The organism is Mycobacterium cookii (assembly GCF_010727945.1).
In the GTDB taxonomy this organism is placed as follows: domain Bacteria; phylum Actinomycetota; class Actinomycetes; order Mycobacteriales; family Mycobacteriaceae; genus Mycobacterium; species Mycobacterium cookii.
In genome coordinates, this window is sequence record NZ_AP022569.1 from 1,928,883 (window position 1) to 1,954,192 (window position 25,310).

Consider the following 25,310-nt stretch of genomic DNA (forward strand, 5'->3'; position numbering starts at 1 on the left):
GTCATACCCCCACCCCGTCCGTCTGTTGTCGCTCCGGCCGACCGGATCGCATCGAGTCGGCGAAGCTTCGCAACCACGTCAACTCAGCTTGCACCATTGCCAGCAAATAATCGAACGCCGCCAAATAACCGGCGGGCGTGACACCGACATCGCGAATCGCCATGATCTCGGCGGCCTGCGCCTCCAAGGCCCCGACCCGGTCGCCGACCGAGTCGACCGCAGCGTCGTCACCCAGGGTATCGATCTCGGCGAGGGCGACGGCGAACTGCGGAAACTCGTTCACCGGGGTTCCGATCAGTTGACCCACCCGTTGTTGGAGGGCTTCGGCACCGGCGTCGGTGATCTCGTAGACGGCGCGTTCCGGGCGTCTGCCGTCCCTGATGGTCGCCGCCCGGCGGATCAGTTTCTCCTCCGTCAACCGGTCCACAACGTGGTACAGCGACCCGGGCCGGACCTTCACGATGCGGTCGGCGTGCCGTTCGACCAGGGTCTGGAACATCTCGTAGCCGTGCATCGGGCGGGCTCGGAGCAGCGCCAAGACCGAGATGCCCAGCGCGGTGAGTTGGTAGGCCATCGACTGCCCGTCGTGCCTGGCGGGCCGCCCCGGCTCATCGTCGGGCGGGACGTGACCCCGCGTCGTCATCGAATGTGTCCCCTCCGGATTATTCCCAATGGAGTAATGGCGAGGACGCCTGGCCCCACATTTTCCGGCACCGGCGCTAGCCTGAACGCATGAGCGCCCGATGGAAACGGTCATCGTCTGATTCGTCGCCCGCCACCACCGACGGCAAGCCAAAGGCATCGGCGCGGGCGCTGGCGAACATCATCGAGCGCAGTTCACGCATTCAGGGCCCCGCCGCCGAGGCGTACGTCGAACGCCTCCGACGGGCAGATCCCGGCGCCGACCCCGCAACGATCGCCAAGAAGCTGGAGAAGCGCTTCATCGCGGCCGTGACGGCCAGCGGCGCAGCGGTCGGGTCGGCGGCCGTACTGCCGGGGCTCGGCACGATCGCCGCGTTGTCCGCCGCCGCCGGCGAGACCGCGGTGTTCTTGGAAGCCACCGCGTTCTACGCGTTGGCGACCGCGTCGGTCTACGGGGTCTCGGCCGAGAACCGGGAACGGCGCCGCGCGCTGGTGCTATCGGTGCTGGTCGGCGACGACAGCAAGCACGCCATGGCCGAGCTGCTCGGCCCGGGCCGGACAAGTGGGGCGTGGTTGTCGGAGGGCGTGGCGTCGCTGCCGATGGCGTCGTTGTCGCAGCTCAACTCGCGGCTGCTCAAGCGGGCGGTGCGGCGGTTCACGCTGCGCCGCAGCGCACTGCTGTTCGGCAAGGTCCTGCCCGTCGGGATCGGCGCCATCATCGGCGCCGTCGGGAACCGGCTCGCGGGCAAGAAGATCGCCCGCAACGCCCGCAACGCCTTCGGCAAGCCACCCGCGCGATGGCCGGGCACCCTGCACCTGCTGCGTACCGCTTCCGACGCGACGTAACGGCAGACCGAGCCGGTGCGAAGTCACATGGCGGATCGTCGGCAAAGGGTTAGCCTTTATGAGGCGGTGACTGTCGGGGCGCCGCAGCTGTCCGGCGACGAGGAGCCGGACGGTCAGCCGTCCGGCGACGATGCGGGTGGTCCCGAGGAGGAGCCGGACAGTCAGCCGTCCGGCGACGATGCGGGTGGTCCCGAGAAGGAGCCGGACAGTCAACTGAGACGCGCCGACACCATGTCCAGGTAATGGCAAGCGCGGCGTGGCGCTTTCGGAAGAGGAATCGAGGCGAGTAGCTGCTGTGAGCAGTACGAGTTCACCATTCGGCCAAAACGAATGGCTTGTCGAGGAGATGTACCGCAAATTCCGCGATGACCCCTCCTCGGTCGACCCGAGCTGGCATGACTTCCTGGTCGACTACAACCCGGAGTCCACGGGCGACAGTCACACCGAGCCCAAGCCGCCCGCGCAGGCCCGCCCGGCGGCGCCCGCTCCGGCACCCGGCCCCGCGCCGGAGTCGGTCAAGACCGCCGCATCCGGCAACGGCTCGGTGAGCGCGCCGCCGCCCGTCGCCAAGCAGTCGGGGCCGCCGCCGGCCGAGGGTGATGAAAACCAGGTGCTGCGTGGAGCGGCCGCCGCCGTCGTGAAGAACATGTCCCAATCGCTGGACCTGCCGACGGCGACCAGCGTCCGCGCCATCCCCGCCAAGCTGATGATCGACAACCGCGTCGTCGTCAACAACCAGCTCAAACGCACTCGCGGCGGCAAGATTTCGTTCACCCATCTGCTGGGCTACGCGCTGGTTCAGGCGCTCAAGGTGTTCCCCAACATGAACCGGCACTACGCCGAGATCGACGGGAAGCCCAACGCGGTCACACCGGCGCACGTCAATCTCGGTCTGGCCATCGACTTGCAGGGTAAAGACGGCAAGCGCTCCCTGGTGGTCGCCGGCATCAAGCGTTGCGAGACCATGAGTTTCGGCGAGTTCGTCGCCGCCTACGAAGACATCGTCCGGCGGGCCCGCGATGGCAAACTGACCGCCGAAGACTTCTCCGGCGTGACGATTTCGCTGACCAACCCCGGCACCATCGGCACCGTGCACTCGGTGCCGCGTCTGATGGCGGGCCAGGGCGCGATCATCGGCGTCGGCGCGATGGAGTACCCGGCCGAATTCCAGGGCGCCAGCCCGGAACGCATCGCCGAACTGGGCATCGGCAAGCTGATCACCCTGACGTCGACCTACGACCACCGCATCATCCAGGGCGCGGAGTCGGGCGATTTCTTGCGCACCATCCACGAGATGCTGCTCGCCGACGACTTCTGGGACGAGATCTTCCGGGAGATGGGTGTCCCCTATCTGCCGATCCGGTGGAGCACCGACAACCCGGACTCGATCGTCGACAAGAACGCCCGCGTCATGGAGTTGATCGGGGCGTACCGCAACCGCGGGCATCTGATGGCCGATATCGATCCGCTTCGGTTGGACAACACCCGATTCCGCAGTCACCCCGACCTCGAGGTGATTACCCACGGGCTGACGCTGTGGGACCTGGACCGGGTCTTCAAGGTCAACGGATTCGCGGGTTCGGAGTACAAGAAGCTGCGCGACATCCTGGGTCTGCTGCGCGACGCCTACTGTCGCCACATCGGTGTCGAGTACACCCACATCCTCGACCCCGAGCAGCTGGCATGGCTGGAACACCGCGTCGAGACCAAGCACGTCAAACCGACTGTGGCGCAACAGAAGTACATCCTCAGCAAGCTCAACGCCGCCGAGGCCTTCGAGACCTTCCTGCAGACCAAATACGTTGGGCAGAAACGGTTCTCACTTGAGGGTGCCGAAAGCGTGATCCCGATGATGGACGCCGCGATCGACCAGTGTGCCGAGTACGGACTCGACGAGGTGGTCATCGGCATGCCGCACCGCGGCCGGCTCAACGTGCTGGCCAACATCGTCGGCAAGCCGTATTCGCAGATTTTCAGCGAGTTCGAGGGCAACCTGAATCCCGCGCAGGCGCATGGCTCCGGTGACGTCAAATACCACCTCGGTGCCACCGGCGTCTATCTGCAGATGTTCGGCGACAACGACATTCAGGTCTCGCTGACCGCCAATCCGTCACACCTGGAGGCCGTCGACCCGGTGCTGGAAGGTCTGGTCCGGGCCAAGCAAGACCTGCTCGACAAGGGCGACGGCGTAGACGGTGACTCCGTGGTCCCGATGATGCTGCACGGCGACGCCGCCTTCGCCGGTCAGGGCGTGGTCGCCGAGACGCTGAACCTGGCGAACCTGCCCGGCTACCGCGTCGGCGGGACCATCCACATCATCTGCAACAACCAGATCGGCTTCACCACCGCGCCGGAGTACTCGCGATCCAGCGAATACTGCACCGACGTCGCCAAGATGATCGGGGCGCCGATCTTTCACGTCAACGGCGACGACCCGGAAGCCTGTGTGTGGGTGGCGAAGCTGGCTGTGGACTTCCGCCAGAAGTTCAAGAAGGACGTCGTGATCGACATGCTGTGCTACCGCCGGCGCGGACACAACGAGGGCGACGATCCGTCGATGACGAATCCCGCCATGTACGACGTCGTCGACGTCAAGCGCGGCGTTCGCAAGACCTACACCGAAGCGCTGATCGGCCGTGGTGACATCTCGCTGAAAGAGGCCGAGGACGCGCTGCGCGACTACCAGGGCCAGCTGGAACGGGTCTTCAACGACGTCCGCGAGCTGGAGAAGCACGGCGTGCAGCCGAGTTTGTCGGTCGAGTCCAACCAGATGCTGGCCACCGGCCTGGACACCGCGGTGGACAAGGCTCTGCTGGCCCGCATCGGCGATGCATTCCTTGCTCTACCAGAGGGATTCGCCGCACACCCCCGGGTCACCCCGGTCTTGGAGAAGCGCCGTGAAATGGCCTACGAGGGCAAGGTCGACTGGGCGTTCGGCGAGTTGTTGGCATTGGGTTCGCTTGTGGCGGAAGGCAAATTGGTCCGACTGTCCGGGCAGGATACCCGCCGCGGCACGTTCTCCCAGCGGCATTCAGTGATCATCGACCGCCACACCGGCGAAGAGTTCACCCCGTTGCAGCTGCTGACGATCGATCGCAACGGCAACCCGACCGGCGGCAGGTTCATGGTGTTCGACTCGCCGCTGTCGGAGTACGCGGCCGTCGGCTTCGAATACGGCTACACGGTCGGCAACCCGGACGCATTGGTGCTGTGGGAGGGCCAGTTCGGCGACTTCGTCAACGGCGCCCAGTCGATCATCGACGAGTTCATCAGCTCCGGCGAGGCGAAGTGGGGCCAGCTGTCCAGCGTCGTGCTGCTGTTGCCGCACGGGCACGAAGGCCAGGGCCCCGACCACACGTCCGGCCGGATCGAACGCTTCCTGCAGTTGTGGGCCGAGGGGTCGATGACGATCGCGGTTCCCTCCACGCCCGCCAACTACTTCCATCTGCTGCGCCGGCACGCCCTCGACGGGGTGCAGCGGCCGCTGATCGTGTTCACCCCGAAGTCGATGCTGCGCAACAAAGCCGTGGTCAGCGACATCCGCGACTTCACCGAGGCAAAATTCCATTCGGTGCTCGAGGAGCCCACCTACGAAGAAGGCATCGGCGACCGCAGCAAAGCCACCCGCATGCTGCTGACGAGCGGAAAGATCTACTACGAACTGGCCGCCCGGAAAGCCAAGGACAACCGTGACGATGTCGCGATTGTGCGGATCGAACAGCTTGCTCCGGTGCCGCGGACCCGCCTCGGCGAAACGCTGGACCACTACCCGAACGTCACCGAATTCTTCTGGGTGCAGGAAGAGCCGGCCAACCAGGGGGCGTGGCCCCGGTTCGGCCTGGAGCTGCCCGAGATGTTCCCCGGCAAACTGACTGGCATCAAACGGATTTCACGCCGCGCCATGTCGGCGCCGTCGTCGGGTTCGTCGAAGGTGCACGCCGTCGAGCAGCAGGAGATCCTCGACGAGGCGTTCCGCTGAGCCGCTGAGCCCGCCGGAAGCCTCAGCGGCGATGCGAGCCGTGACCGACCGTCGCGAGCGGCGCAGTGATATCGCCTTCGGCTCGCAGCTCGCGCACGAGTTCCGGTGCGGCAGTGCGCCGGATCCGCGGCGGACGTGACTGGACGTTCGTCGGCCACCAGAACCAGCGCCCCAGCAGCACCGCAATCGACGGCATCAGGAACGACCGCACCACCAGCGTGTCGAACAGCAGGCCCAGACCGATGGTGGTGCCCACCTGGCCGACCGCCCGGTTGTCGCTGACCACCATCGAGGCCATGGTGAACGCGAACACCAGCCCAGCGGCCGTCACCACCTTGCCGGTGCCGCCCATTGCCCGGATGATGCCGGTCTTCAGCCCCGCGCCGATCTCTTCTTTGAACCGTGCGACCAGCAGCAGGTTGTAGTCGGATCCCACTGCCAGCAGGATGATCACCGACATCACCATCACGAGCCAGTGCAGTTTGACGCCGATGAGGTACTGCCACAACAGCACCGACATCCCGAACGACGCGCCCAGCGAGAGCGCCACGGTGCCGACAATCACCAACGCGGCGACCAGACTTCGCGTAATGATCAACATGATGATGAAGATCATGCAGAGCGACGAGATGCCCGCGATCAGGAAGTCGTAGCTCGAGGCCTCGCGCAGATCCTTGAAAGTCGCTGCGGTGCCGGCGATGTAGACCTTGGAGTCCTCCAGCGCTGTTCCCTTGAGCGACTCGTAGGCCGCCGTCCGGATGGCGTCGATGCGCGACATGCCCTCGCCGGTCGCGGGATCTCCCTTGTGCGAGATGATGAATCGCGCCGCCTTGCCGTCCGGGGACAGGAACAGCTTCTCCACCCGCTGGAAGTCGGGGTTCGAGAACACCTCGTGCGGCAGGTAGAACGACTCGTCGGTCTTCGCGGCGTCGAAGTCCTTGCCCATCGCGGTCGCGTCGCCGCTCAACTCGTTCGCCTGGTCGACCATGCCGGACATCGTGCTGTGCATGGTCAGCACCATGCTCCGCAGGCTTTTCATGGTGTCGATCTGCGGCGGCAGCAGCGCGACCAGTTGTGGCACCACCACGTCGACGGAGTCGATGTCCTTGCTCAGCTCACCCAGCTTCTGGCTGAGCTTGTCCACCCCGTCGGTGGCGTTGTAGGCCGACCGGATCGCCCAGCAGATGGGGATGTTGTAGCAGTGCGGATCGGCGTAGAAGTAGCTGCGCAGCGGCCGGAAGGTGTCGTCGAAGTTGGCGATGTCGTCGCGCACCTCGTTGGTGATCGCCAATGTGTCGTGGGTGGTGCCCGCGACGTGGTGGGTCGTTCCGACGAGCTGGTTCATCAGGCCGTTCATCCGCTGCAGCGAATTGATGGTGCCGTTGAGCTGATCGGCCAGCTTGGTCATGTCATCGAGCCGGCTCTCGGCGACCTGCAGGTTCTGCAGCTGACCGGCGTTCTGCATGCTGAGCAGAAACGGTATCGACGTGTGCTCCAGCGGGGTGCCCTGCGGCCGGGTCACGGCCTGTACCCGCGCGATGCCCTCGACCCGGAAAATGCCCTTGGCCAACTTGTCCAGGACCAGGAAGTCGGCCGAGTTGCGCAGGTCGTGATCGGATTCCACCATCAGCATCTCGGGCATCATCCGCGCCTGGGAGAAGTGCCGCTCCGCGGCCGCCATGCCGACATTGCCGGGCGTGCTCTTCGGGATGTAGTCGCGATCGATGTAACTCACCTTGTAGCCGGGCAGCGCCAGCAGGCCGACCATGGTGACCGCGACCGTCGCGGCGAAGATGGGCGCCGGCCAGCGGACCACTGCGGTGCCGACCCGACGCCATCCGCGAACATCGAACTGCCGCTTGGGATCCAGCAGGCCGAAACGCCCACCGACGGTGATCACCGCGGGGATCAGCGTCAATGCGACGGCGACCGCGACCAGCATCCCGATTGCGCACGGAGCGGCCATGGTCTGAAAGACCGGCAGCCGGGCGAAGCTCAGGCAGTACGTCGCGCCCGCGATAGTCAGGCCGGACGCCAGAACCACATGCGCGACACCGCGATACGCCGTGTAAAAGGCACGCTCGCGATCTTCGCCCGCCTGTCGGGCCTCGTGGTAGCGCCCGAGGAAGAAGATGCCGTAGTCAGTACCCGCCGCGATCGCGAGCGACACCAGCATGTTGGTGGCGAACGTCGAGAGCTTGATGACGTCGTTCAGGGCAAGGAACGCGACAATGCCTCGGGCAGCGGCTAATTCGATGCCCACCATCGCCAGCAGCAGGGCAACCGTGACGACAGAGCGGTAGACGAACAGCAGCATCACGAAGATCACCATGACCGTGGCGATCATGATCTTCACAATTGTCTTGTCGCCGCTGCTGTTTCCGTCGGCCGCGACGGCGGCCGGTCCGGTGACGTAGGCCTTGATGCCCTGCGGCGCCGGGACGCCGTCGACGATCTTGCGGACGGCGTCGACGGACGCGTTGGACCGCGTCTCACCCTGGTTTCCGGTGAGATTCAGTTGGACGTAGACAGCTTTGCCGTCGGCGCTCTGGGCGCCGGCCGCGGTGAGCGGGTCACTCCAGAAGTCCTGGATATGCTGCACGTCCTTCGGGTCGGCCCGCAGTCCCCGAATCAACTGGTCGTAATACCGGTGAGCGTCTTGACCGAGAGTCTTATCGCTCTCGATGACGACCATCGCCATGCTGTCGGAGTCGGATTCCTTGAACACCCGACCGATGCGCGCCATGGCTTTGATCGACGGCGCGTCCTTGGTGCCCATCGAGACCGCGTGTTCACGGGCGACCTGCTCCAAGGACGGAATCGCAAGTGTCACCACAACAGTGAGCGCCAACCATCCGAGGATGATGGGCACCGAGAGCAGCCGGACCATCCTCGCCACAAAGGGCTGTTTGGTCTCTTGGCTGCGGCCGTGATGGTTGATCATGCGCCTCTGACCAAGCAATGCGTGTAGGCGTTCACTTCGTTCGAGATCCTCTCGGACTTGATCTGACCGTCTACCACGATGCGGCAGCCGATGCTGTCGCTGTCCCCCTGTGCCACAACGTTACCCGCGACAGCCGGCGCACTCACCGTGAGCGTCACCGACCACGGCAGCCGGGCCCCGTGGACCCGCCGTGGATCGGAGTTCACATCAAAATAGCTGATGCCCGCGATAGTGCCCACCGGAGCGAACACCTGGTAAACCACGGACTTCGGATTGGCGAGTTTGGTGTCCTCGGCCCTGGCGTACGGGTGCGGGTAGGGCTCCGAGCCGAAGTCCGCGCGCACGCGTGACACGGTGTACGCGCCGCCGCCGGCTACCGCCACGACGACCAGCGGCATCCACATCCGTTTGAGCACCCCGGCGAACGCCATCTGCTTGCCCTGTCCCGAACGCTCGTGGCCCCTCGATACGAGCGCGACCCGCAGGGACTTGAAGTAAACCACGCTGCAGAATGCCAATGTTGAGATCTTCTGGTGCATTATCTAAGAATTGGACTCGGTCCGTAAGCACCTGCTTGACCTGCGGTTATGCAGACTTCGGCGGCTGAGTGGCAAATCATGAATCGCACGTTCCGACGCATTTAATTGGCGATTTAACATTGCTGACATGAAAGGGCGATAAACGGGTATACGGGCGCGGAACCGCTAGCTGCCGACCGGAGCACAATGCGAATTCGCGCCAACACTTTCGCGCACCCTGAGTTGGTCTAATCCGGACCTCGCCGGCACCGGCGACGGGCCGGGCCCCCGCCGACCTCGGTCGTGATCTGTACCTGGGGTTTTCGTGCACTCGTCCGATCGACGACCCAGGGCGCGTTGCACCGCGCACCCCCATTCATGACATACTGCCGCGATGGCCACCACGAACCGCCTGGTACGCAATCCGATTCACCGTCTCGTCATTAACCCCTTCATGTTTCGGCTGATATTCACGTCGTTCGCCACCACACGGTTCGCTTCCCAGACTCGCCTGCTCGGCGGCGACGACTGGTTGTTCTTCAACTACGGATATGAGGAAGACCCGCCACTGGGCATCCCGCTCGACGCTGCCGACGAGCCGCACCGCTACTTCATCCAGCTCTACCACCGCACGGCCACCCAGGCGGACCTCAGCGGCAAGAAGGTGCTGGAGTGCAGCTGCGGCCACGGCGGTGGAGCCTCCTACCTCGTGCGCACACTGCACCCGGCGTCCTACACCGGGCTGGACCTGAACCCGGCCGGCATCGAATTCGCCAAGAACCGCCACCACCTGGACGGCCTGGATTTCGTCGAGGGCAACGCCCAGGAGCTGCCCTTCGCCGACGCATCCTTCGACGCGCTGCTCAACGTCGAAGCGTCGCACCTCTACCCGGATTTCCCGCGCTTTCTCGCCGAAGTGGCGCGGGTGCTGCGCCCGGGCGGGCATTTCCTCTACACCGACTTCCGGCCGCGCCAGGAGGTCGCGGAGTGGGAGGCGGCGTTGGCCAAGGCTCCGCTGCGGCAGCTGTCCATGTCGGTGATCGATCAGAACGTTCTGCGCGGCAACGAGAAGAACGCCCCGCGTAAGCACGCGCGGATCAGCCAGCACGGGTCCGCGATCCCGCGCACCTTCGCCCGTGCCGCCAGCGACATGACCGACTGGGCGTTCAACGGCGCGCTGCGCGGCGGCGAGTACACCTACCGGGTGTACTCGTTCGTCAAGGACTAGGGGGCGACATGGCAACGGCGACAACCGAGCCGGTCCGGCTGCCTCCTGCGTTGCGGCTGCCGAAGATGGTGCAGGCCGTGTTGTTCCTGACCGCGTTGCAGTACCGGGTGGCGCCGAGACTGAGCCGGCACTACGGCGGTCCGTTCACGATCAACCTTCCGGTGTTCGGCAAGACCGTCGTGATCCACGACCGTGACCTCGTCAAGGACGTCTTCAGCACCAGCTTCGATCTGATCGAGCGTCCGACCAAGGTGTTGGGCCAGGCTTTCGGACCGGGGTCGACGTTCAGCCTGCTCGGCAAGGAGCACTCCGAGCGCCGCAAGCTGGTGTTGCCGAACTTCCAGGGTCGGCGGCTGAAGAACTACGAGCAAATCGTCGAAGACGAGGTGCTGCGCGAGACCGCGAAGTGGCCGGAGGGCAAAGAGTTCGAGACGCTCTCGACGATGACCAACCTGACGCTCAACGCGATCATGCGCGCGACATTCGGCGAACGGGCGGACGCCCTCGATGAGCTTCGGGTTGTCATCCCGCCGTTGATCACGCTGGGTTCGCTGATGCAGCGGATGCCGCCGATCGTGCGCGGCGAATACGGCCGCTGGAGTCCCGGTAGCAGGCTGGCGGGTTACCGGCGTCGTTTCGACGCGGTGATCGACGAACTCATCGCCGAAGCGCGCGCCGACATCGACGCCCTGCCCGAGCGCGGCGACATGCTGGCGTTGCTGTTGCAGGTCCGCTACGAAGACGGTCAACCGATCTCCGATCGACACATCGCCGACGAGTTGCTGACGCTGGTCGCCGCCGGCCACGAGACGACCGCCTCGCAGTTGGCGTGGGCCGTCGAGCGGCTGCGCCGCCACCCTCGGCTGTTGTCGCGGCTGACCGAGGAAGTCGACGCCGGCGGGTCCGAACTGCGGCAGGCGACGATCTATGAAGTGCAGCGCCTCCGCTCGACGATCGCGGCCTCGCTGCGAACCACCAAGACCAAAGTCCGCCTCGGCGAATGGGTTCTGCCGGCGGACACCAACGTGATGGTCGACTTCCAGCTGGCCCACGAGTCGGACGTCAACTACACCGACCCCGAGACCTTCAACCCGGACCGGTTCATCGGCACCACTCCCCCGTCATTCCGGTGGCTTCCGTTCGGTGGCGGCATAAACCGATGCGTCGGCGCGGCGTTCGCCAACATGGAGATGGACATCACCCTGCGCACGCTGCTCCGCGAATTCCGTTTCGCGCCAACCGATGCGCCCGACGAGGGCCGTAATTTCCGTGGCGTGGCGATCGCGCCGTCGAAGGGCGCGCTGGCCGTGGTCTACCGGCGACCGCAAGCCAAGCAGAGCGATCGCGACTCGGTCGCGGTGGCCGACCACAGCAGCTGAGTCGAAGCCTCGCCTGGCATACTGCCTGGCATGCCCACGACTAAGGAACGCGTCACCGACATCGGCTACCGCGGCTACAAGGCCTTCATGAACAAGGTCTGGTACCCGTTCCTGACCCGTCGGCTCAACACCCAGGACGTCACCTTCCTCAATTACGGGTACGAAGCCGACCCGCCGCTGAACCTTCCGCTGGACGACAACGACGCGGCCAACCGGTACTCGATCAACCTGTACAACCAAGTTGCCTCGCAGATCGACCTCGCCGGCAAGAAGGTGCTGGAGTGCAGCTGCGGCCACGGCGGCGGCGCCTCGTACATCATGCGCACGTTCAAGCCCGCCGAGTACACCGGGCTGGATTACAACCCGGACGGTATCGCCTACTGCAATGCGCATCACAAGCTGCCCGGCCTGACCTTTGTGCACGGCAACGCCGAAGACCTGCCGTTCGGAGACAACACATTTGACGCGATCGTGAATGTCGAAGCCTCACATGCTTATCCGAACCTGTCGAAGTTCCTCTCCGAGGTCACGCGCGTGCTGAAGCCGGGCGGCAGCCTGCTCTACGCCGACTTCCGCGGCCGTCCCGAATTCCCGGTCTGGGAGGGCGCTCTGGACGCGATGCCGCTGCGTCAGGTGTCCATGCGGGTCATCAACGACGGCGTGATCCGCTCACTGGATGCCAGCGCGCAGCACAAGCTCGACCTGATCAGTGCGCAGCTGCCCAAGTGGTTCCGGCCGTTCGGCCGCCACTTCGCCGGGGTGCCGGGTACCGGGATCTACAACGTCATCGAGAGCGGCGGCGCGGAATACCGCATCTACCAATTCATCAAGGATTAACCGCGATCAGTGAATTGCGTAGTCCGACATCGGGAATCGCTCCTGCTCTTTGACTGCACTGCGCACCGACGTCGGCCGAAACAGCGGCGCCTCACCTTTGCCGGTGTGATCCCGGAACCAGTACGACCGTGACGTGACACAGCTGCCGAGTTCGAACGCTGAGTCCTCCATCAGCTTGAGCATCCGGTCGAGGAACTGGGCGTTCGCCGCTTCGGTGACCTCGAAGGTGCTTGCGTCGCGCTGCTGCATCTCGCCGAACAGCCGCTCCATGTGCTTCATCTGGTATTCCACCGTGTTGAACCAGGACAGACCGACCCACGCGTACGGGCTGGCCATCGACAGGAAGTTTGGGAAGCCGGGCATCGAAATGCCTTGGTAGGCCTGGAATCGCGTCTCCCGCCACCACTTTCCGAGGTTACGGCCGTCGCGTCCGATCACCTCGATGGCCGGCAGGTTGGCTTCCCAGACATCGAATCCGGTGGCAAGCACCAAGGTGTCGATGATCCGCTTGGTGCCGTCTTTGGAGACGATTCCGTCCGGCTCGATCCGCTCGATGCCGTTGGTGTCCAGGTGCACATGGGATTTGGTGAACGCCGGGTAGAAATCGTTGGAGATGGTCGGTCGCTTGCAACCGAAGTCGAAGTCGGGGTCCAGTTTTCGGGACAGCTCGCGGTTGCGCACCAGCAGCATCCGGTAGAGCCGGGAGAACTGCGAGATGCCCTTGTTGAACACCTTGAAGTACCGGTACTTCCACATGGTGATCACCATCGACCATTCCAGAATGGTGTCGGTGTACCAGCGCACCATCCGCTGGGTGGCCGGAAAGCGGGCGAACAACTTTTGCACCGCCGGGAAGAACTTCACGTCGAACTTCGGCAGCACCCAGATCGGGGTGCGCTGATACACCGTCAGCTCGGCGACTTCCTTCGCCAACTCCGGCACGACCTGCACGCCGGTCGAGCCGGTCCCGATCACCGCGGCGCGGCAGCCGGTCAGCGAAACGTCGTCGTCCCACTGCGCGGTGTGGATCACGCGTCCGGCAAACGTCTCGATGCCGTCGATGTCCGGCGTTTTCGGCTGGCACAGAAATCCGGTCGCGGCGATCAAGAATTGGGTGCTCAAGGTTTCGCCGTCGGCCAGCGCGACCCGCCAGACCTGGGCGTCTTCGTCCCACCGCGCGCCTTCGACGGTGGTGTTGAAGCGCATGAAACGGCGGACGTCGTATTTCTCTGCCACGTGCGCCGCATAGCTCTTCAATTCCGAACCCGGCGCATACATCCGCGACCAGTACGGGTTCGGCTCGAACCGGTATGAGAACGTCGGCGACGGCTGGTCGACCGACAGACCGGGATAGTGGTTGACGTGCCACGTTCCGCCGAGATCGTCCTCGCGGTCGAGGATCAGGATTCTCTGGTAGCCCAGGTTGCTCAGTTGGATCGCGGCACCGATCCCGCCGAAACCCGCCCCCACAATGATCACATCGAATTGCTGCTCACCCATAAGAACTAAACGGTACCTTCTGCTGGATCTGCGGGGCACGACACCGAAGGTGATTGACGCGGCCCACCGGCCACGGGACGGCGGTTTGCCAATTGTAACGCTGTCCAACAGCGAGTTTGGCCGCGCCCATGGATGCAATTCAGGGCACCCTACGCAACATCGCGCACCTGATCCCCTAGGCTGAACGCCGAACGGCCAGCCAGCGGACAGCGCAAGTGTCCTGTCTAATGGGGACTGGTTGTTCGTGGGGCAGAACCAGGCTGATCTCGGTTTACCGGGCCTAGATATAGACGCGAGAATGAGGCCGTTCCGTACTAGGTCTTTGATTGTCACACCGGTAGACTTCGAGCCCATCTGTGTCCACATGGGGCGTGTGCAGCAGAGCGCACGCGGTGCAGAGCCAGAGGGGAGGCCTCGGTTTGCCGGGTGCGCTGGGCACTATCCTCTGGTCGCTGGCCGTTGTTCTGCTGGTGAGCCTGGTCTTGCTGTTCGCCTTCATGCGCTTGGTCAAGCGGTTGAAGCGCGGCATGGATGTCGGTGACGACGCCGACTACGCCGCCACCCTCACGTCGCTTTCCGAAGCATCGGTGCGTCATTTCAACCCCTACACCGACGTCGACTGGGAAGCGCCGCTGTTCTCCGTCACCGAGAACGACCCGCGCTGGGTGCTGTCGACGTCAGACCCGCTGGGAAGCCACCCGTGGTATCAGGCCCAGCCGCTGGACAAGCGAGTGGCGATCGGCATGTGGCGTCAGGCCAACATGGCCAAGGTCGGCACCCAGTTCGAAGGCATTCTGGTCCGCGGCCTACTGCATTACGCGTTCTGGGTGCCCAACGGGTCGCCGGAGTACCGCTACTGCGTGCATGAGTCCATCGAGGAGTGCAGCCACAGCCTGATGTTCCAGGAGATTGTCAACCGCATCGGCGTTGACGTGCCCGGGATGCCGCGCTGGCTGCGTGTGCTGTCGCCGCTGGTCCCGTTCTATGCGGGCCCGTTGCCGAATGCCTTCTTCTTCGGGGTGCTCGCCGGCGAAGTGCCGTTCGATTACCTCCAGACGAATCTGTTGCGGGAACCCGAGCCCCGGTCGATACACCCGATCATGCAGGATCTGATCGCGATCCACGTCGCCGAAGAGGCCCGCCACATCTCGTTTGCGCACGAATACCTGCACCGGCGCGTTCCGCGGCTGGCGTGGTACACGCGGTTCTGGTTGTCGCTGTACGTGCCGGTCGTGATGCGGATGCTGGGACAGGCGATGGTCGTCCCGCCCCGCCGATTCTTCCGGAAGTTCGGCATCCCGCGCTCGGTGCGCAGGGAGCTGTATTCCGGTTCACCGGACTCGCGGCAGACGCTGCGCAACATGTTCGGCGACATCCGAATGCTGTGCGACGAACTGGGGTTGATGAATCCGTTCGCGCTGCTGATGTGGCGGATCTGCAGAATCAGCGGCAGCGCCTCGCGTTATCGCAGTGAGCCGCAACGCGCACACTTGCCCGCTCCGGTCAACGCGGCCTAAATCCCCTGCCGCACAACACATTAGGGAACTGCGCGGTAATCGCGTGATCACCTTTCGTTGGCGTGCTGTGAATTACCCGGTCACAACGCCCAAAACAGGCATGCCACAACACCCCCAGGCGATGCTGTGCGATACTTCCAGGATGGTTCGTAGCCCATCCCTGGACAACGTCGGCGCCAGTCTCGTCTATCGCATCGGGTCGACGGCGACGTACAAGAAGCTGTTCCGGTACTGGTACCCGCTGATGACCAAGCGGCTGCACAACCAGGACGACGTTCAGTTCCTGAACTGGGGCTACGAGGAGGACCCACCGCTGGCCCTGCCGCTCGACCCTGCCGACGAGCCGAACCGATACAGCATTCAGCTCTACCACCAGTGCGCGACACAGGACGGTGTCGACCTCGCCGGCAAGAAGGTCCTGGAGTGCAGCTCCGGCCACGGCGGCGGCGCCTCGTATCTGTCCCGCACGCTGAAGCCGGCGTCCTACACCGGTCTCGATTTCAATGCGGCCGGCGTCAAATTCTGCAATGAGCGACACAAGGTGCCGGGCCTGAGTTTCGTGCACGGCGATGCCGAGAACCTGCCGTTCCCGGACGAATCCTTCGACGCGGTGGTCAACGTCGAGGCGTCACACATCTACCCGCACTTCGACCGTTTCCTCAGTGAGGTCAAGCGGGTGCTGCGTCCCGGCGGCCACTTCCTCCATGTCGACTTCCGCAACCGCGACAATTTCGCGAACTGGGAGTCGGATCTGGCGAACTCAGGCCTGCGGCAGGTCTCGTCGCGGGTCATCAACGACGAGGTGCTGCGCGGCCTGAAGAAGAACTCGGCTCGTTCGAACGAGATCATCAACACCCGGCTGCCTGCCTTCCTGCGCAAGTTCGGCCGTGAGTTCGCCGTGGTCGACGGCTCGTGGTTCTACAACGACCTCGAACGCGGCGAAATCGACTACCGCGCATACCATCTCACGAAGGACTGACGTCCTTCCCGGGCGATCGCCCTTGCGTCGGTAAGTCTTCACGGGAGGGTTAGTCCGCATGACGCTGGCTCGCAGGCTGCGGTTCCGTGCCAGCCTGATGAAGGTCGGCGTCGACGGCGCGCTCGGGGTGGCGCGGGACAAAGCCACCTCCTACGGCTACTCCCTGACCGGCCGAAAGACCGCGCCCGCCACCGACTTCGACCCGTTCTCAGCACAGGTCATGCTCGATCCGTACCCGGGTTATCGCTCCTTGCTGACCGGCCCTGAGGTGCCAGGAGTCTGGTACAACCGCAAGCGCGCAATCTGGATCATCGCGGGCTATGACGACGTGCGAAAAGCATTGCGCGACAACGAGGCGTTGTCGTCAGCGCAGAGCCAAAGCCGATTTCGGGTCTACCTGCCGTCGATGAACGCGGCCGATCCGCCGGCACATACCCGGCTGCGCAAATTCGTCTCCCGCGCCTTCACCGCACGGGCGATGGCGGCCTGGCAGACCAACATCAACGAGGTCGCCGACGAACTCGTCGACACCGTGGTCAGACAGGGCCACACCGAGGCGGTCACCGAACTCGCGAAGCCGCTGCCGACCCGGCTGATTGCCAGGATGCTGGGCATCCCGCAGCAAGATCAGCCCCAATTCGTGGCATGGTCGGACGACATGGTCGCGGGCGCCTTCGCACCGTTGACTCCGCACGGGATGCGGCTGTCGGCTCGCTCGGGCAGCGCGACCGCTGCGATGCGCCGCAGCCTCGACCCGCTGATCGCGCAGCGACGCGCCAATCCCGGCGACGACCTGATCTCGATGATGACTCCGGCCGACGCCGACGACGTGCTCACCGACGACGAGATCTTCTGGAGCGCCGCGATGTTGATCGGCGCCGGCAGCGAGACGACGACGAACATGCTGTCCGGGCTGCTGCTGACGCTGGCGCAACGGCCCGAGCTGTACGCCCGGCTACGCGAGCAGCCCGAGCTTATTCCCGCCGCGGTCGAGGAACAGCTGCGGATGGGCTCGCCCGTACAAGGCTTCTACCGCACTGCCACTCGCGATTACACCGTTGGGGCACAAACGATTCCGGCTGGCGCACGGGTGCTGCTGCTGTTCGCCGCGGCTAATCGCGATCCGCGTCACTACGACGATCCGGACACCTTCAGCCTCGACCGCAATCCGACCGACCATCTCGCCTTCGGCGGCGGTGTTCACTATTGCCTGGGCGTGCCGTTGACCCGGCTGGAGGGTGCCCGGGTGTTCTCGCAGCTGCTCCCCCGGGTCGAGTCGATCCGGCTCAACGGGGAGTACCGCTACCTGGAGAACCCGACGATGCGTGGGCTGGAACACCTTCCGCTGGAGTTGATCCCCGCCAAAGGCGTGTGATCCGCCCGGCGTCAGAGCCCGCGACTGCCCAGCCAGGTGTCGATGCGCTCAGCGACGGCCATCCACCCCGGCTCGAGCATCATGTTGTGGCCCATGCCGGGAAAGAACTCCGCCTCGGTGCTGTAAGCACGTGCGGTGGCAACGATTTCTTCCCGGGTGTGCGCGCCATCTTCCTCGGCGCCGAGCACCAATATCGGCGTGGAGACGCGCCTGGGCCGGGGCAGACGCAGGAGCAGACAGTCGATGCCGATGCGCGAGGAGTCCTCCTGCAGCCGAGCAGCGTATTTGCGGACGTCGGCCTCGGGCGTGTGCGAGGAGAAGAATCGGTGCCGAGCCAATTCCGGCGGATTGATGTAGGGCAACGCCTTACCGGTGACGGTCATCTTGGCGAACTGCGACGGGCTCTCCCTGATCCAGCGCAGCGCGTTTCCAAGGTTTCCCTGCGGAGGAATGGATGTCATCAGGACGCCTGCCGGTGCGGGGTGCTTCTCCAGATACTTCTGCACGATCAGGCCGCCCATGGAATGGCCGATGGTCACCGGAGGGGTGGGCAACGAGTCGGCCACCGAGAAGACGTCCTCGATGTAGTCGGAAACCGAGAGGCTTCGCAGCGGCTTGTTGCTCGGACTGTTGCCGTGGCCGCGAAAGCTCAGCGCGAGAGCGCGATAGCCCTTGTCGGCGAAGAAGCTGAGAAAATTCTCGTCCCAACACCACGCCGCGTGCCAGGCCCCGTGCACGAAGAGCAACGGAACAGGGTGCGCCTCACTGGCGCTTCCCTTTTCGATGACCTCGAGCACCGCGTTAGCCTATCTGCCTGCACATCACGCTCTCTGATGTGTCCAACTTTCCGTACTTGGTTGTGTCGACCTCCACACCGTCAGGCGTGCTTTGTCAGCCGAGCACGCCGCGCGAGGAGCGGTAGCAGCACTTCGTGCGGCGCAACCCGACAAAAAGCCGCGGCGAGCTGATTCGCCCGACCCGGAACGACGTGGGCCTTGTTGGCGGCCAGCCCATCCAGACCGGCCCGCGCCACCTCGTCGGCGGACTTCCACATGAAGCCGGGCAGCACTGCGGCGCGTTCCCCTTCGCCGAAGCCGGCCGCATCGTCGAACCCGGTCGCAACCGGCCCCGGACACAGCGCTGTCGCCGTGACCCCCGTTCCGCGCAATTCGTTGCGCAGACCGTCGGTGTAGGACAACACAAAGGCTTTCGCTGCTCCGTAGACGACTTGGCCGGGCGCCGGGAGGAAACCCGCCAGCGACGACACGTTCAGCACCGCGCCACAGTTGCGTTCCACCATTCCCGGCAGGAACCTGCTGCACAGGTCGACCACCGCGGCGACATCAACCTCGATCAAGTTAAGTTGTTGTTCGGGAACTGATTTCGCGATGAGCGCGCCGACCGACAAGCCGGCGTTGTTGACCAGAATGTCCGGCTGCAAACCCAACGCCGCGACGCGGCCCGGCAGAGCCGCGCGATCGGCCGGCCGGGAAAGGTCGGCGGCCAGCACATGAGCCGGCGGTTCGAATTCTTCGGCGATCTCACGGAGGCGGTCGACACGTCGTGCGACCAGGACTAATTGGTGGCCACGCTGCGCGAGCTCGCGAGCGATGGCTTCGCCGATGCCGGACGAGGCTCCGGTGACGATGGCCGCTCGGTTAGCTGCCGGTAGCGGAAGGGACACGCGAAACGACCTTACTCGGCTTGTCGGGGTTGGCGAGTCGAAAAACTGACTGCGTCACGTCGGATTTGTCATCTCTAGAACCCTTCAGAACAGGGCAAAACAAGGTAATTTGTATCCCGATGCGCGGGGGCGCACGTGAACGGAGTTTGAATGACACCCTGGAAAATTCGGGGGCTGGGTGTTGGCCTACTTGCGGGCGCGTGTGCAGGTCTGTTGGATCTGACGTCGGTGTTGAATGCTTCGCCGGCGTTTGCCGACGACAGTGCTGACTACACCGCGCTGGTCTTGGGCCACGCGTTTCTGGCCCAGCCGGATGCCACGTACATGCAGGAAGTGGTCAACACCTACGTCGATCCCACGCCTCCATATGCGCAAGGGGAGCCCGCGTACAACATCGTCGGCAACCCGGTCAGCGTGTACACGCCGGAAACCGATTACGGCTCGGGGCTGACCCAGGGCGTCACGGACCTGAACAACCAGCTCACGCCGCTACTGACCGCCAACCCCGACGCCAACCTCGTAATCGCCGGCTACTCGATGAGCGACTCGGACATCACCCAGGAGATGATCAATCTTGCTGCGGCAGGGGTCAAAGATCCCAATCTGAAATTCGTGCTGGCGGAAAACCTCAACAATCCCGACGGCGGAATCTTCACCCGGTTCCCGGGGATGTTCGGCGTGAATCTTCCTGCGACACCGGCGGATACTCCGTACGACACCACGATCTACACCATCGAGTACAGCGGGGCCTCCGACTTCCCGCAGTATTACGGCAACCTGTTCGCGGACGCGAACGCCGCGGACGGCTACTTAGATCTGCATCCCTACCTGCTGACCGGCTGGCCGGCGTACTTCGACCCGTCGACAGTAGCTAATGCCGTGGCGGAGAACACATCTGCGGGATACGACGGCAGCACCGACTACTACCTGATCCCCACTCAAGATCTGCCGATACTGGACGGGCTCCACGGCGTCAACGGGACATCGGCGTATGCCGACCTGATCCAACCCGACATGCGGGTACTGGTCGACCTGGGCTACAACTGGACGGGGGGTGCGGATGTGAGTACGCCCGCCACGCTGTCCAATCCCGACATCGACTTCACCGCGGTCGACTCGTATCTCAACGCCGGCGCCGACCAGGGCATGATCAATTATCTGGTTGATCTCGGGATCCTGCCACAATCCGACCTGGCGGGTCTTGCGGGCATGTACCCGTACGTTCCGGATATTTCGGCACTGGAGGCTGGCGCCCTTACCGCTGGTACGACCATTTCCGACGCTTCAGCGGCTTCAGATGCGGCGACGTCGCTCGCTCTGTTGACGACTGATCTGTCGGAATCGACCAACCCGATAGCGGTGGAATTCGGCTCGTACTTCCCGATGATGGCGACGGATATGGCCGGCTTCTTCCAGACGCTCGCCAGCTCGCTCTGACAAGCTGACCTCGATCCGTTGAACGCCAAGCCTGTCGCCTTGATCACGGGTGCGACAAGCGGCATCGGCCAGGCCACCGCCTACCGGCTGCACGACCGCGGCTATACCGTGTTCGCAACCGGCCGAAACCCAGAAGCGCTGGATGCATTGCGTGCCAAGGGTTTACAGGCTCGATCCCTCGACGTGACCGATGAGAGCGCCGCGTCGCTCGTCATCGAGGAAATCCAGGCCGAGCACGGCGGGGTCGACGTTCTGGTCAACAGCGCCGGGTACCCACTCCCCCGCCCGCTCGAACAGGTCGCGCTGGACGAATTGCGAGCGCTATTCGAGACCAATGTGGTTGCGACACTTCATTTGTCGCAGGCCGTGTTGCCGGGCATGCGGGCTCGCAGGTCCGGCACGATCGTCACGATCGGCAGTACCGGTGGACGATTCACCAGCCCGGGCGCCGGCGCCTATCACACGGTGAAGTATGCCGTCGAAGCGTTGTCGTTGTCGCTGGGTGCCGAGGTGGCGCAATTCGGCGTCCGGGTCGTGTTGATCGATCCGACCGGGGTTCGAACGCCGTTTGTCTCCTCGCAATTCGACACGGTGCACTCCTATCCCGACGATGATCCCTACGGCGAGTTCAAGATTCGCTACTCAGAAACGACCCGCCGGTTGGCCACCACGCCCGGGGCGACTGTCGACGCCGACACCGTGGCCCGCGCGGTGGTGCGCGCGATCAAGGCCAAGAACCCTAGACCCCGCTACATCGTCGGGGCGTCCGGGAAAGCCTCGGTGTTAGCCCGGGCGCTGCTCAGCGACCGGATGTGGGACCGCGTCATGTCGACGGGCCTCAAGGGCTGAGTCAGAACAGAGTCGCAAGGGACGCCGGCAGCTGAGCACCGAGATCCGTGGCGAGTTGGGTCCCGAGCTCTGAGACCAGCTGGCTCAGGGTCTCTGCACCGGCGGTCGTGCCCAGGCCGGACAACAGCGACGTCAGGTCGGTCGAGAGCGTGCTGGGATCGAAGCCGCCCAGCCCGCCGCTCAGATCCGTGGCCGCCCCGGCCAGCGACGTCGTGCCTGTTGTGACGTTCTCAGACGCGGGATCGAACAGGTAGTACAAGGTGTTGGGGTTGCTCAAGTCGGTGGCCAGAGCACCGAAATTCCACTCGTTGTTGGTGAGAAGTGTGTAGTAGTCCCCTAATTCGGCGTAGGGGTTGTAACCGCCGTAGGTGGGGTCGAAGGCCGCCGTGCCGTTGGCGAACTCCACGTAGTTCGGGTCGGTGACGATGCCCGCGTTGGTGAACAGGACCGGCAGCTCGGGGTTGATCTGTGCCAGCAAGGCGTCGTAGTTCAGCAGGTTGTCCAGCGACAAGTTGTATTCACCCGTCTGCAGCAGCGCGACGGACTGTTCGGCCTCGGTGATGGTCGCGTTGTTGTCGGGGAAGTTCGCGACGTACTGCGCGATGGTCTGGTTGCTCGGGTCCAGCGCGAGGATGTCCTGCATCAGGCCCAACTGGGTGTCACTCGCAGGTAGGTCGCACGCTGCGGGGCACGCCGGGCTTCCCTCGACGAACGGGTCGAAGGCGACGACCAGCCCGCCGAGGAAATTCTGGACGGACTGGGTGAGATCGGTGGCGCCGGGAAGGTCGATGCCGGTGCCGTCGATGCCCGACGTCGAGGGAGTCGCGAGCAAGCTGTTGTAGAAGTCCTGGAAGGGCCCCAACAGGTTCAGCTTGAACGTCACGCCGTCCCACGGCATGTCGCCGGCGGTTCCGCCGGTACCAGTGGTGCCGGGGAAGCCGAATTCGCCGAGCACCCCACCGCCGTTGGTTGCGTTGGGGCTGGGGTCAACGATGCCGGTGTCGCTGCTTCCGAACGTGTATCCGTTCGTCAGGTCCGACAGTGGCACCTTGAGCCAGTCCGAGAACAGCGAGAACGACGATCCGTCTTGGGTGGTTGCGTTTCCGGAGAGGGCTTGCAGGAAGCCGATGTCGCGGTCGAAAGAGGTGCTGCCGGTGATGATGTTCGGCGGCGTCATCGGGAAGCAGGTTTCCGCGTCGCAGGAGGCGCTCGTCGGGAGTTCGGCAGCCGCGAGCAGACCGATCTGCTGTGCCAACCCGGCGGTACCGCTCGCGTCGGCGGTCGGATCGATCTCCGGCTGGTCCAGCCCGGAGATCTGCGGGAAGGGGATCAGCACGTCGAGCAGTCCCATGTAGTGACCCAAGTCCCCCGGGTCGGTTCCCCACAGGTTGGTGGCGCTCGGCACCCACCAGTCGCCGCTGAACAACAGTGAATCCCCGAGGACGTTGAAGCCTTGGAGTTCGGTGTAGGGAATGTTCGCGATGTCGTCGAACAAGTTGACCGGGATGTTGAGCACCGACTCGGCATCGACCAGACGGGTCTCCAGGTGACGGACGGGAACCTGCGAGGGCCGCGGAACGGCCGGGGTGACGACGACGGCGCTGGTCGCCGCGAACGCGGCAGCTGCCAGGACATACCCACGCGAGGCAGCCAGCACGGCGCCCCCCTTCCACCCCGTTGGACCGATGCCCGCTGAACGTACCGGGGATGCACCGTGCTGTGCCACTCGGGAGGTGACTATCACCGTCAAGATTCCGTAAGTGAATTGAGAATGGCAGACCACTATGCAATTTTGCGAATTTGCTAGCCGACTATTCGACCTGAGCACAATTAATGCAATCGCGCCGATAAACAATGGGGCCCCCAGCATTCGCGGGGGGCCCCATTGTTGCGCTGTGCGTTTAGAACATGCTCAGCACCGACTGCGGAACGAAGCTCGCCAGGTCCGCACTGATCTGCGCCGACAGTTCGGAGAGCGCCGCACTCAGTGCGTCCGCGCCGGCCGTCGTACCGAAGCTCGCGAACAGCGCGCTCAGGTCCGTCGAGAACTGCCCGAGAGCTGAGCTGCCACCGACCGAGTCCGCGGCGGCCGAGCTGAACAACCCGGGAACCGCTGCGGCGCCGTCGACCACTCCGCCGTTGTACGGGTCGGGGCTGCTCAGCGGGTCGGCCAGGAACCACAGCAGTTCGGCGTTGCTCAACTGGCTCACGTTGGTCTGGGTGCCGAACATGATGATCATGTCGTTGAAGACCTCTTGAGGGTTGTAGCCGCCGTACACCGTATCGATCTGGCCAGTCGTCGGGTCGGTGACGCTGCTGGGATCGATGGAATATTGCACGTAAGCAGGATCGGTGTAGTAGCCCGCGTTGGTGAGCAGCTGCGGTAGCTCGGCGTTGATGCTTGCCAACCCCTTGTCGACGTCGGTCAGCTCCTGGATGTTCAGGTTGTAGACCCCCGTCTGCAGCAGCGCCACCGATGCGTTGATCTGGTCCTGCGTCGGCTCGTTGACCAACGACGGGTCGATCGCGTAGTTGGTCACCCAGTCCGACAGCGTCGTATTGGACGGGTCCATCTTGGAGAGTTCCGCGATCAGCCCCGGGACCTGGTCCTGGCTGGGGATGTTGCATAGCGCCGGGCAGGCCGGGCTGCCCTCGGTGAACGGGTCGAAACTGATGATCGACCCGGCCAGCAGGTTCTCGAAGGTGTGGGCGACATCCGTGGACGTGAAGGACTCGATACCGGTCCCGCCGATGCCATCGGTCGCAGGCGTCTGCAACAAGCTGTCGTAGAAGGTCTGGAACGGCTGCAGCAAGTTGAGGTGGTAGGTGACGCCGTCCCATGGCATGGTGTTGCCTGCACCTGTGCCACCTTCGAACGGATTGCCGCTGGTACCCCAGCCGTAGAGGGATTGGACCGGCCCGCTCGGATCGACGATGCCCGGGTCATTGGACCCAAACGTGTAACCGTTGATCAATTCCTGCAGCGGCACGTGGAAGAAGTTGGTGAACAGCCCGAAGGGCTCGCCGTTCGCGTCCGTGGCTTTCCCCATGAGCGCGTCGAAGAACCCGATGTCGCGGTCGAACTGGGTGCTGCCGGTGACGACCTCCGGAGGCGTCATCGGGAAACAGGACGCGGCGTCGCACGACGAGCTCACTGGGAGCTCGGCGGCCAGCAAGCCGGCGAATTCGTAGTTCAGGCCCGGCTCGTACACGCCGGCGGAGTTGGTGAATCCCTCGGTGAAAGCGGTGAACGGCAGGAAGTTGTCGATCAACGCGATGTGCGTCGGGTCACCAGGGTCGATACCCCAGAGGTTCGACGAGCTGGGCACCCACCAGGTCCCGGTGAACAAGAAGGAGTTCGCCATGGTGGCCAGGCCACCGCCCACGGTCTCGTTGTAAGGGATGTTCAGGATGTCGTCGAACAGGTTCATCGGGATGTTGTCGATGCCCACGTCGACAAGCTTGGTCTCGATCTGGCGAACCGCGAGCGGGACCTGACGCGCCAACACCGGAGTGACGACGACAGTGCTGACCGCTGCGAGTGCCGCCGCGGCCAGTGCGTAAGGACGTGAAGCAGCCAGCACGGCTCCCCCTTC

Annotated in this window: 19 protein-coding genes; 11 read left to right on the plus strand and 8 right to left on the minus strand. The window is 64.3% G+C overall.

Annotated elements, in window-relative coordinates; all coding sequences use genetic code 11:
• Position 1: 1 nt before the first annotated feature.
• Positions 2-643, minus strand: a complete 642-nt coding sequence (locus tag G6N27_RS09070) for a PadR family transcriptional regulator (protein WP_163776038.1) — start codon at positions 641-643, stop codon at positions 2-4.
• Positions 644-732: 89 nt separating this feature from the next.
• Here G6N27_RS09070 and G6N27_RS09075 point away from each other — a divergent pair, with 89 nt between their 5' ends.
• The 3 genes from G6N27_RS09075 to G6N27_RS09085 all read left to right on the plus strand — a co-directional run bounded on the left by G6N27_RS09075 (position 733) and on the right by G6N27_RS09085 (position 5,467).
• Positions 733-1,488 carry a hypothetical protein gene (locus tag G6N27_RS09075; protein WP_163776039.1) on the plus strand — a complete coding sequence of 252 codons (756 nt, stop codon included), beginning with the start codon at positions 733-735 and terminating at the stop codon, positions 1,486-1,488.
• A gap of 66 nt (positions 1,489-1,554) precedes the next feature.
• Positions 1,555-1,731, plus strand: coding sequence for a hypothetical protein (locus G6N27_RS09080; RefSeq protein ID WP_163776040.1), 177 nt, complete (start codon positions 1,555-1,557; stop codon positions 1,729-1,731).
• A gap of 52 nt (positions 1,732-1,783) precedes the next feature.
• Positions 1,784-5,467: a multifunctional oxoglutarate decarboxylase/oxoglutarate dehydrogenase thiamine pyrophosphate-binding subunit/dihydrolipoyllysine-residue succinyltransferase subunit gene (locus G6N27_RS09085; RefSeq protein ID WP_163776041.1), complete on the plus strand. Its 3,684-nt coding sequence runs from the start codon at positions 1,784-1,786 to the stop codon at positions 5,465-5,467.
• A 22-nt stretch (positions 5,468-5,489) separates the two neighbouring features.
• Here the strand turns inward: G6N27_RS09085 and G6N27_RS09090 are convergent, their stop codons facing one another.
• Together G6N27_RS09090 and G6N27_RS09095 are read right to left on the minus strand one after the other, a co-directional pair.
• On the minus strand, positions 5,490-8,411 hold the full coding sequence (locus G6N27_RS09090; protein ID WP_163776042.1) for an MMPL/RND family transporter: 2,922 nt from the start codon (positions 8,409-8,411) through the stop codon (positions 5,490-5,492).
• On the minus strand, positions 8,408-8,842 hold the full coding sequence (locus G6N27_RS09095; RefSeq protein WP_163781549.1) for an MmpS family transport accessory protein: 435 nt from the start codon (positions 8,840-8,842) through the stop codon (positions 8,408-8,410). The genes G6N27_RS09090 and G6N27_RS09095 overlap by 4 nt, the downstream gene beginning before the upstream one ends.
• Before the next feature lie 541 nt (positions 8,843-9,383).
• Between G6N27_RS09095 and G6N27_RS09100 the strand changes: the two genes are divergently transcribed.
• The 3 genes from G6N27_RS09100 to G6N27_RS09110 are packed head-to-tail and all read left to right on the plus strand — an operon-like array spanning position 9,384 to position 12,373.
• On the plus strand, positions 9,384-10,157 hold the full coding sequence (locus tag G6N27_RS09100; protein WP_163781551.1) for a phthiotriol/phenolphthiotriol dimycocerosates methyltransferase: 774 nt from the start codon (positions 9,384-9,386) through the stop codon (positions 10,155-10,157).
• 8 nt (positions 10,158-10,165) lie between these two features.
• On the plus strand, positions 10,166-11,536 hold the full coding sequence (locus tag G6N27_RS09105; protein WP_163776043.1) for a cytochrome P450: 1,371 nt from the start codon (positions 10,166-10,168) through the stop codon (positions 11,534-11,536).
• Positions 11,537-11,566: 30 nt separating this feature from the next.
• Positions 11,567-12,373 carry a phthiotriol/phenolphthiotriol dimycocerosates methyltransferase gene (locus tag G6N27_RS09110; protein ID WP_163776044.1) on the plus strand — a complete coding sequence of 269 codons (807 nt, stop codon included), beginning with the start codon at positions 11,567-11,569 and terminating at the stop codon, positions 12,371-12,373.
• Between the two features lie 6 nt (positions 12,374-12,379).
• Here the strand turns inward: G6N27_RS09110 and G6N27_RS09115 are convergent, their stop codons facing one another.
• Complete coding sequence (locus G6N27_RS09115; RefSeq protein WP_163776045.1) at positions 12,380-13,873, minus strand: flavin-containing monooxygenase; 1,494 nt, start codon at positions 13,871-13,873, stop codon at positions 12,380-12,382.
• A 497-nt stretch (positions 13,874-14,370) separates the two neighbouring features.
• Here G6N27_RS09115 and G6N27_RS09120 point away from each other — a divergent pair, with 497 nt between their 5' ends.
• The 3 genes from G6N27_RS09120 (at position 14,371) to G6N27_RS09130 (ending at position 17,744) form a co-directional block, all read left to right on the plus strand.
• Positions 14,371-15,390 (plus strand): AurF N-oxygenase family protein, encoded by a 1,020-nt coding sequence (locus G6N27_RS09120; RefSeq protein ID WP_179963388.1) that lies wholly within the window; start codon positions 14,371-14,373, stop codon positions 15,388-15,390.
• Between the two features lie 142 nt (positions 15,391-15,532).
• The gene (locus tag G6N27_RS09125) at positions 15,533-16,369 is read left to right on the plus strand and encodes a phthiotriol/phenolphthiotriol dimycocerosates methyltransferase (RefSeq protein WP_163776046.1); all 837 of its coding nucleotides are present in this window, start codon (positions 15,533-15,535) and stop codon (positions 16,367-16,369) included.
• Positions 16,370-16,427: 58 nt separating this feature from the next.
• A complete protein-coding gene (locus G6N27_RS09130; protein ID WP_163776047.1) occupies positions 16,428-17,744 on the plus strand; it encodes a cytochrome P450 in 1,317 nt (438 codons plus the stop codon).
• Between the two features lie 11 nt (positions 17,745-17,755).
• Here the strand turns inward: G6N27_RS09130 and G6N27_RS09135 are convergent, their stop codons facing one another.
• On the minus strand, positions 17,756-18,541 hold the full coding sequence (locus G6N27_RS09135) for an alpha/beta hydrolase (protein WP_163776048.1): 786 nt from the start codon (positions 18,539-18,541) through the stop codon (positions 17,756-17,758).
• Between the two features lie 80 nt (positions 18,542-18,621).
• Positions 18,622-19,428: an SDR family NAD(P)-dependent oxidoreductase gene (locus tag G6N27_RS09140; protein WP_163776049.1), complete on the minus strand. Its 807-nt coding sequence runs from the start codon at positions 19,426-19,428 to the stop codon at positions 18,622-18,624.
• Positions 19,429-19,578: 150 nt separating this feature from the next.
• Between G6N27_RS09140 and G6N27_RS09145 the strand changes: the two genes are divergently transcribed.
• Together G6N27_RS09145 and G6N27_RS09150 are read left to right on the plus strand one after the other, a co-directional pair.
• Positions 19,579-20,865: a PE-PPE domain-containing protein gene (locus tag G6N27_RS09145; RefSeq protein ID WP_232064921.1), complete on the plus strand. Its 1,287-nt coding sequence runs from the start codon at positions 19,579-19,581 to the stop codon at positions 20,863-20,865.
• Between the two features lie 18 nt (positions 20,866-20,883).
• Positions 20,884-21,714: an SDR family NAD(P)-dependent oxidoreductase gene (locus tag G6N27_RS09150; RefSeq protein WP_163776050.1), complete on the plus strand. Its 831-nt coding sequence runs from the start codon at positions 20,884-20,886 to the stop codon at positions 21,712-21,714.
• A 1-nt stretch (position 21,715) separates the two neighbouring features.
• Here G6N27_RS09150 and G6N27_RS09155 read toward each other — a convergent pair whose 3' ends face one another.
• Positions 21,716-23,371 carry a hypothetical protein gene (locus G6N27_RS09155; RefSeq protein WP_163776051.1) on the minus strand — a complete coding sequence of 552 codons (1,656 nt, stop codon included), beginning with the start codon at positions 23,369-23,371 and terminating at the stop codon, positions 21,716-21,718.
• A 244-nt stretch (positions 23,372-23,615) separates the two neighbouring features.
• Positions 23,616-25,298, minus strand: a complete 1,683-nt coding sequence (locus tag G6N27_RS09160) for a hypothetical protein (RefSeq protein WP_163776052.1) — start codon at positions 25,296-25,298, stop codon at positions 23,616-23,618.
• Positions 25,299-25,310: the final 12 nt, after the last annotated feature.